At 58.0% G+C, this 6,133-nt stretch carries 6 protein-coding genes; 3 read left to right on the top strand and 3 right to left on the bottom strand.

The features are described 5' to 3' along the window. Positions 1-247 precede the first annotated feature (247 nt). Entirely contained in the window at positions 248-1,438 is a 1,191-nt protein-coding gene (locus RYA97_RS18555; protein ID WP_005743810.1) for a CaiB/BaiF CoA transferase family protein, read from the top strand. A 55-nt stretch (positions 1,439-1,493) separates the two neighbouring features. After that, positions 1,494-1,871 carry a VOC family protein gene (locus tag RYA97_RS18550; RefSeq protein ID WP_002552629.1) on the top strand — a complete coding sequence of 126 codons (378 nt, stop codon included), beginning with the start codon at positions 1,494-1,496 and terminating at the stop codon, positions 1,869-1,871. Position 1,872: 1 nt separating this feature from the next. Here RYA97_RS18550 and RYA97_RS18545 read toward each other — a convergent pair whose 3' ends face one another. After that, positions 1,873-3,216, bottom strand: a complete 1,344-nt coding sequence (locus tag RYA97_RS18545) for a dicarboxylate/amino acid:cation symporter (protein ID WP_005743811.1) — start codon at positions 3,214-3,216, stop codon at positions 1,873-1,875. Between the two features lie 105 nt (positions 3,217-3,321). Further along, on the bottom strand, positions 3,322-4,377 hold the full coding sequence (locus RYA97_RS18540) for a tartrate dehydrogenase (RefSeq protein ID WP_057454090.1): 1,056 nt from the start codon (positions 4,375-4,377) through the stop codon (positions 3,322-3,324). Positions 4,378-4,511: 134 nt separating this feature from the next. On the opposite strand from RYA97_RS18540, the gene RYA97_RS18535 reads away from it, so the two are divergent. Then, complete coding sequence (locus tag RYA97_RS18535; RefSeq protein ID WP_002552632.1) at positions 4,512-5,432, top strand: LysR family transcriptional regulator; 921 nt, start codon at positions 4,512-4,514, stop codon at positions 5,430-5,432. A gap of 10 nt (positions 5,433-5,442) precedes the next feature. Here the strand turns inward: RYA97_RS18535 and RYA97_RS18530 are convergent, their stop codons facing one another. Then, positions 5,443-5,961, bottom strand: a complete 519-nt coding sequence (locus RYA97_RS18530; protein WP_005782786.1) for a hypothetical protein — start codon at positions 5,959-5,961, stop codon at positions 5,443-5,445. Between the last annotated feature and the right edge of the window lie 172 nt (positions 5,962-6,133).

Genomic DNA, 6,133 nt, shown 5'->3' with positions numbered 1-6,133 from the left:
AAAGTGCTGAGGACTCGGTAGCCGGAAAACATCCGGCTACTTCAGACCTTCCTTAGGTCTCATGGTCGGTAAGGACGGTGCCTCGGGTGACGCTTCTATGAGTTTTCAGCTGGCGTGCAGCAACTGATTGAATGAGCCTCACCGGGTTGGGGGGGGGCGAGGGCAGAACCTTGTCAAACACCTCCGGCTTTCCATCCACCGCATTTGCGCAGATCATCTATCCATTCCCAACAAGAACGGACGTGTCATGAATTTACCTCTTCAGGGCATCAAGGTGGTGGAGCTGGGCCAGCTTATTGCCGGACCTTTTGCGGCGAAGATCCTTGCCGAGTTCGGTGCCGAGGTCATCAAGGTCGAGCCGCCGCTGACCGGTGATCCTTTGCGCAAATGGCGTTTGCTGCACAACGGCACCTCCGTATGGTGGGCGGTGCAGTCGCGCAACAAGCAGTCGGTGACCCTCGACCTGCGTCAACCAAAAGCGCAGGAGATGGCCCGCCAGCTGATCCGTGATGCCGATGTGCTGGTGGAGAATTTCCGCCCCGGTACGCTTGAGGGTTGGGGGCTCAGTTGGGAAGAGCTACATGCCCTCAATCCGAAACTGATCATGCTGCGCGTCTCCGGCTATGGGCAGACCGGCCCGTACCGTGACAGGCCGGGTTTTGGCGTAATAGGCGAGGCGATGGGCGGTTTGCGTCATTTGTCGGGCGAGCCAGGGCGTACGCCGGTGCGTGTCGGTGTGTCGATCGGCGATTCACTTGCAGCGTTGCACGGCGTGATCGGCATTCTGCTGGCGCTTCGTCACCGCGAGCAGAACGGCGGTGATGGGCAGCAGATAGATGTCGCGTTGTACGAGTCAGTGTTCAACGTGATGGAAAGCCTGATTCCCGAGTATTCGGTATTCAATACTGTCCGTGAGCCAGCAGGCAGCAGCATGCCAGGCATTGCACCGACCAACGCCTACCGCTGCAATGATGGCAAGTACGCGCTGATCGCAGGTAATGGCGACAGTATCTACCGCCGGTTGATGGAAAAAATCGGTCGAATGGATCTGGCCAATGACCCCGAGCTTGAGCACAACGACGGGCGGGTCAGGCATGTGGCACGCATTGATGCTGCCATTTCGACCTGGACCGCCGAGCGCTCGATGGACGAAGTTCTTGCTGCGCTCAACGAGGCGCGTATCCCGGCAGGCAAGATCTACGACGCTGCCGATATCGCCGGCGACCCGCATTATCAGGCGCGTGACATGTTGTTGCAGAGCGCGCTGGATGACGGCACGCCCGTTACACTCCCGGGGATTGTGCCTAAACTTCAAGGCACGCCGGGCCAGGTAAGAACGCCCGCGCCGACCTTGGGTCAGCACACCGACGCCGTTCTCGAAGCACATGGTATAGACGCAGCCACTCGCGCCGAATGGCGTCGGCTTGGCATCATCTGATCCGAAATGCGGCCTTTGCCGTAAACAGAACTCTATTCCAAACGGAGCTGATCCCGTGATTGATCATCTGGACCATCTTGTATTGACCACTGCTGATGTTGACGCCTGCAAGGATTTTTACGTACGTGTCATGGGTATGGCCCCTGAACGCTTTCGCCAGGGTCGACTGGCGTTTCGCTTCGGCAATCAGAAAATCAATGTCCATGAGCGTGGTAAAGAGTTCGAGCCCAAGGCCCATCTACCTGTGCCAGGTGCGCTGGACTTGTGTTTCATTGCCAGCATCCCGCTGGCTCAAGTCATCGCGCACCTGCAGGAGCAGGACTGGCCTATCGTTGAAGGTCCGGTGGAGCGTACCGGCGCCACCGGGCCGATTCGTTCTGTGTACGTGCGCGATCCTGATCTGAACCTGATCGAAATTTCCGAATTGGCCTGATTCAGGTCGGCGACGGACTGATCCCTTCCGTGATCGCGGCAGGTCTGGCCTGACCGGTTTTCGGCAGGGGCAAAGGCTCGGGTTGTTTCGGCTCGTCCTCGCCATTCAGCGCCCGGTGCATCTTTTCGCTGTCCAGTGCGCCAACCCATTTGGCGATGGCCATGGTGCCGACGCCGTTGCCGATGGTATTGGTGATCGCCCGCGCTTCGGACATGAAACGGTCCACGCCCAGTAACAGCACCATGCCCGCGACCGGGATGGTGCCAAGTGACGCGAGGGTCGCGGCGAGAATGATGAAGCCTGAGCCCGTGACACCCGCCGACCCCTTGGAGGTGAACATCAGCACCACCAGTACGATCAACTGGTCGGTCAGGGTCAGTGGCGTGTTGGTCGCCTGGGCGATGAAGATCGCAGCAATCGTATAGTAGATCGCCTGGCCGTCCGGATTGAAGGTCAGGCCGGATGGAATGATCATTCCTGCGACCGGTTTTGACACGCCGGCTTTCTCCATTTTCGAGATCATCTGTGGCAGCACCGATTCAGATGAACTGGTGCCCAGCACCGTGAACAGTTCTTCCTTGATGAAACGCAGAAATTTCCAGAGGCTGAACCCGCTGTAGCGGCATATCGGCCCGAGTACGAAGATCACGAACACTGCGCAGGTCAGGTAAACGCAGGCCATCAGTTTGCCCAGAGAAAACAGCGAACCGAAACCATATTTGCCTATGGTGAAGGCAATTGCGCCGAATGCGCCGAGCGGTGCCAGGCGCATGACCATGTTGACGATTCTGAACATGCCCTGCATCAGGCTGTCCAGCGCATCGACAAAAGGTTTGGCGCGCGGACCTACCTGAGCCAGAGCGATGCCGAGCAGGATCGAGAACAGCAGGATTTGCAGAATATTGCCCTTGGCGAATGCATCGATGATGGTGTCGGGAATGATGCCCATCAAAAAGTCCATGAACGACGAATGCTTCGCCGCGCTGGTGTAGGTGCTCAGGCTGGAAGAGTCCAGCGTTGCCACATCAATGTTCATCCCGGCACCGGGTTTGAATACATCCACCACGACCAGACCAATGACCAGCGCCAGGGTCGACACCACTTCAAAATAGATCAGTGCCCGAAACCCGACGCGGCCCAGCTCCTTCATGTTTTCCATGCGCGCGATGCCGGACACCACTGTCAGGAAAATCACTGGTGCGAGCAGCATCTTGATCAGCTTGATGAATGCATCGCCGATGGGTTTGAGCGCTGCGCCGGTCTCCGGTGCCACAACGCCAACGATGGCGCCTAGAATGACCGCGAGTAAAACCTGTACGTACAGTTTGCCTAGAATGCTTTTCATGACCGGGTCCTGAGTTTTTATTGTTGTCAGGAAATGCCCGGAGACTCGGCAGGCCGGTCTCCGTGGCGTTGTACCGCGATACGACGATGATCTGGCGAACGCGCCTCAGCGGTTGATCAGTTGCAGTACCGCGTCGGTGACCTGCCTGGTGGTGGCCGTGCCACCGAGGTCCGGGGTATGCAGACCGCTTTCGGTGACCGCCTCGATGGCCGACATCAGGGTCTTGGCCGCTGCCGATTCACCCAGATGCTCAAGCATCATCGCAGCGGTCCAGAACGTTGCAATCGGGTTGGCGACGCCTTTGCCGGTGATATCGAAGGCCGAGCCGTGAATCGGTTCGAACATCGACGGGAAGTTGCGGCCTGGGTTGAGGTTGGCGGTAGGGGCGATGCCCAGACTGCCGGACAGGGCGGCAGCCAGATCGGAAAGGATGTCGGCGTGCAGGTTGGTGGCGACGATGACATCCAGCGACGATGGCTTGAGCACCATGCGCGTGGTCACGGCATCCACCAGCTCCTTGTCGATCCTGACGTCCGGGAAGTCCTTGGCCACTTCGTAGAAAATCTCGTCCCACAACACCATGCCATGGCGCTGCGCGTTGGACTTGGTGACCATGGTCAGGTGCTTGCGCGGGCGAGTGCGCGCCAGTTCGAAAGCGAAGCGATGAATGCGCTCTACACCGGCCCGTGTGAACACCGAAACCTCGGTTGCGACTTCCTCTGGCAAACCACGATGCACGCGCCCGCCATTGCCGGAGTACTCGCCCTCGGAGTTTTCGCGAACGACGACCCAGTCGATCTCGTGGCCGTTGTGCAGCGGGCTCTTTACGCCAGGCAGAACGCGCGCTGGACGTACGTTGGCGTATTGGTCAAAGCCCTGGCAGATCGGCAGGCGCAAACCCCACAGGGAAATATGGTCGGGTACATTCAAGGCACCCACTGCGCCGAAGAAAATCGCATCGAATGTCTTGAGTTCGGCCAGACCGCCTCCAGGAATGTAGTGGCCGTTCTTCAGGTAGTTATCCGAATTCCAGTCAAAGTGTTTGAAGGTCAGGTCGAAGCCGGATTTTTTTGACAGCGCCTGCAGGACTTCAACACCTGCGGCGATCACTTCCACGCCAATGCCGTCGCCGGGTACTGCTGCAATGTTGTAACTGCTCATGGTCCACTCCACTGTCCGGTGCTTTTTGTTGTGCCTGCGAACGCTCTGTTCGACAGGGTGTGGACGGAGTATATGTAGTGAACCGGAACGTATGAGTTACTCGAAATCACTACATAATTAACTTTGAGTTACCAATGAACCAGACACAGGACCTGTCGTTTTTCCATCTGTTGGCTCAGCAGGGCAGTCTTGCCGCGACAGCCCGCGAACTGGGCGTGACGCCGCCTGCCATCAGCAAACGCTTGAGCCTTCTGGAGGCGCGGCTCGGCACACGCCTGGTGAATCGCACCACGCGGTCCATGAGTCTGACTGCCGAGGGCGAGTTGTATTTCAGCCATGCGGCGCGGATTCTGACCCAGATCGATGAAGTCGAGCAGTTGATCACCAGCAGTTCTGCCAGCCCCAAAGGGCTCATCAGGGTCAACGCTTCACTGGGTTTCGGTCGCCGCCATATAGGCCCGGCACTGGCGGCTTTTTTTGCCCGTTACCCCGAGGTTCAGATCCAGCTGGAAATCAGTGACCACCCACTGGATTTGGCCACCCATGGTTTTGATCTGGGCATTCGTTTCGGCAGCCTTCCGGACGCGGCCTTTCATGCGCGCAAGATCGCATCCAATCGACGTCTGCTCTGCGCATCACCGCTGTACCTGGAAAAGCACGGTACGCCGACACGTCTGGCGGAACTGCAGCACCACAATTGTATTTTTCTGCGTCAGAACGAAACACCCTACGGGGTATGGAGCTTCAGCAACGGGGGGCGTACGCAGAACGTCAAGGTACATGGCGCATTGGGCTGCAATGACGGTGAGGTCGCACTGAACTGGGCGCTGGAAGGGTTCGGCATTTTGCTGCGGGCTGAATGGGACATTGCCCGGTACGTGCGCAGTGGCCGTCTGCGTCTGGTGCTTGAAGACCAGACACCCACTCGGGCGGACGTCTACGCGGTCTATCCGCAGCAGTTGCATTTGTCCGCCAGGGTGCGTTGTCTGATCGATTTTCTGGTGGAGCGTTTTGCCAGTCTGGATCAGGTTGTCCCGCTGCAAGACCCGCATTGAGCTCTGGACGTCAGCAGCCCTTCGAAGCAGCTCCGTCCTTTGGTACGAATGCAGCCTTGTCGCCTGGTTTGGTAATGACGTAAGCGCGTCGCCACGGCTGGTCGTCTATCAGTTTCCAGCGATGGCCAGGGCCGGTGGTGTCCTGTGCCAATAATATTTCCCCTGGGCGCAGTACGAAATTCTCTCCACCCGTGGTGGAAAATTCGAGCGTGCCTGAAAGGGTGATCACGTATTGCTCTTCCGGTGCGGCGTGCCAGTCATATTGCGAGTGCGCCGGGGTTTCCTTGAAGTGCAGGGCGTTGACATCGGTCATTGCCTTTTGATCAATCGAGCCTTCGATGACGTGTGACAGATTGTCGGGGCCTGTGCACAGCCTGTATGCCTTGATGCCCTCGGTTACAACAATAGGTGGCTTCTTGGTCGCGTAGGCTGAGCTGACCGGCAACATGACTGCTGCGGTGATGGCTGCAAGGCCTGCCAACTGGCAAACTCTCGAGCGCATCGGGCGAAAACGATTGTTCGATTGCATAACACGTTCCTGAGCACGACAAACTGCATAAGCCCTGATCGCCAGTCGTGGTGATCGAAACAGGGGCTGGGCAGATTCGCCCACGCAGCGGATCGAACCACATCCGTTAACGGTTAAAAATTATCTTTAGTTTCATGTTGCCGGGTGCCGCGGCGTCTACCTGTTGTCATAT

Source organism: Pseudomonas syringae group sp. 26L6, from assembly GCF_032587815.1.
GTDB lineage: Bacteria > Pseudomonadota > Gammaproteobacteria > Pseudomonadales > Pseudomonadaceae > Aquipseudomonas > Aquipseudomonas amygdali.
The sequence above is the reverse complement of the archived record's forward strand: the minus strand, read 5'-3'. Positions and strand labels throughout refer to the sequence as shown.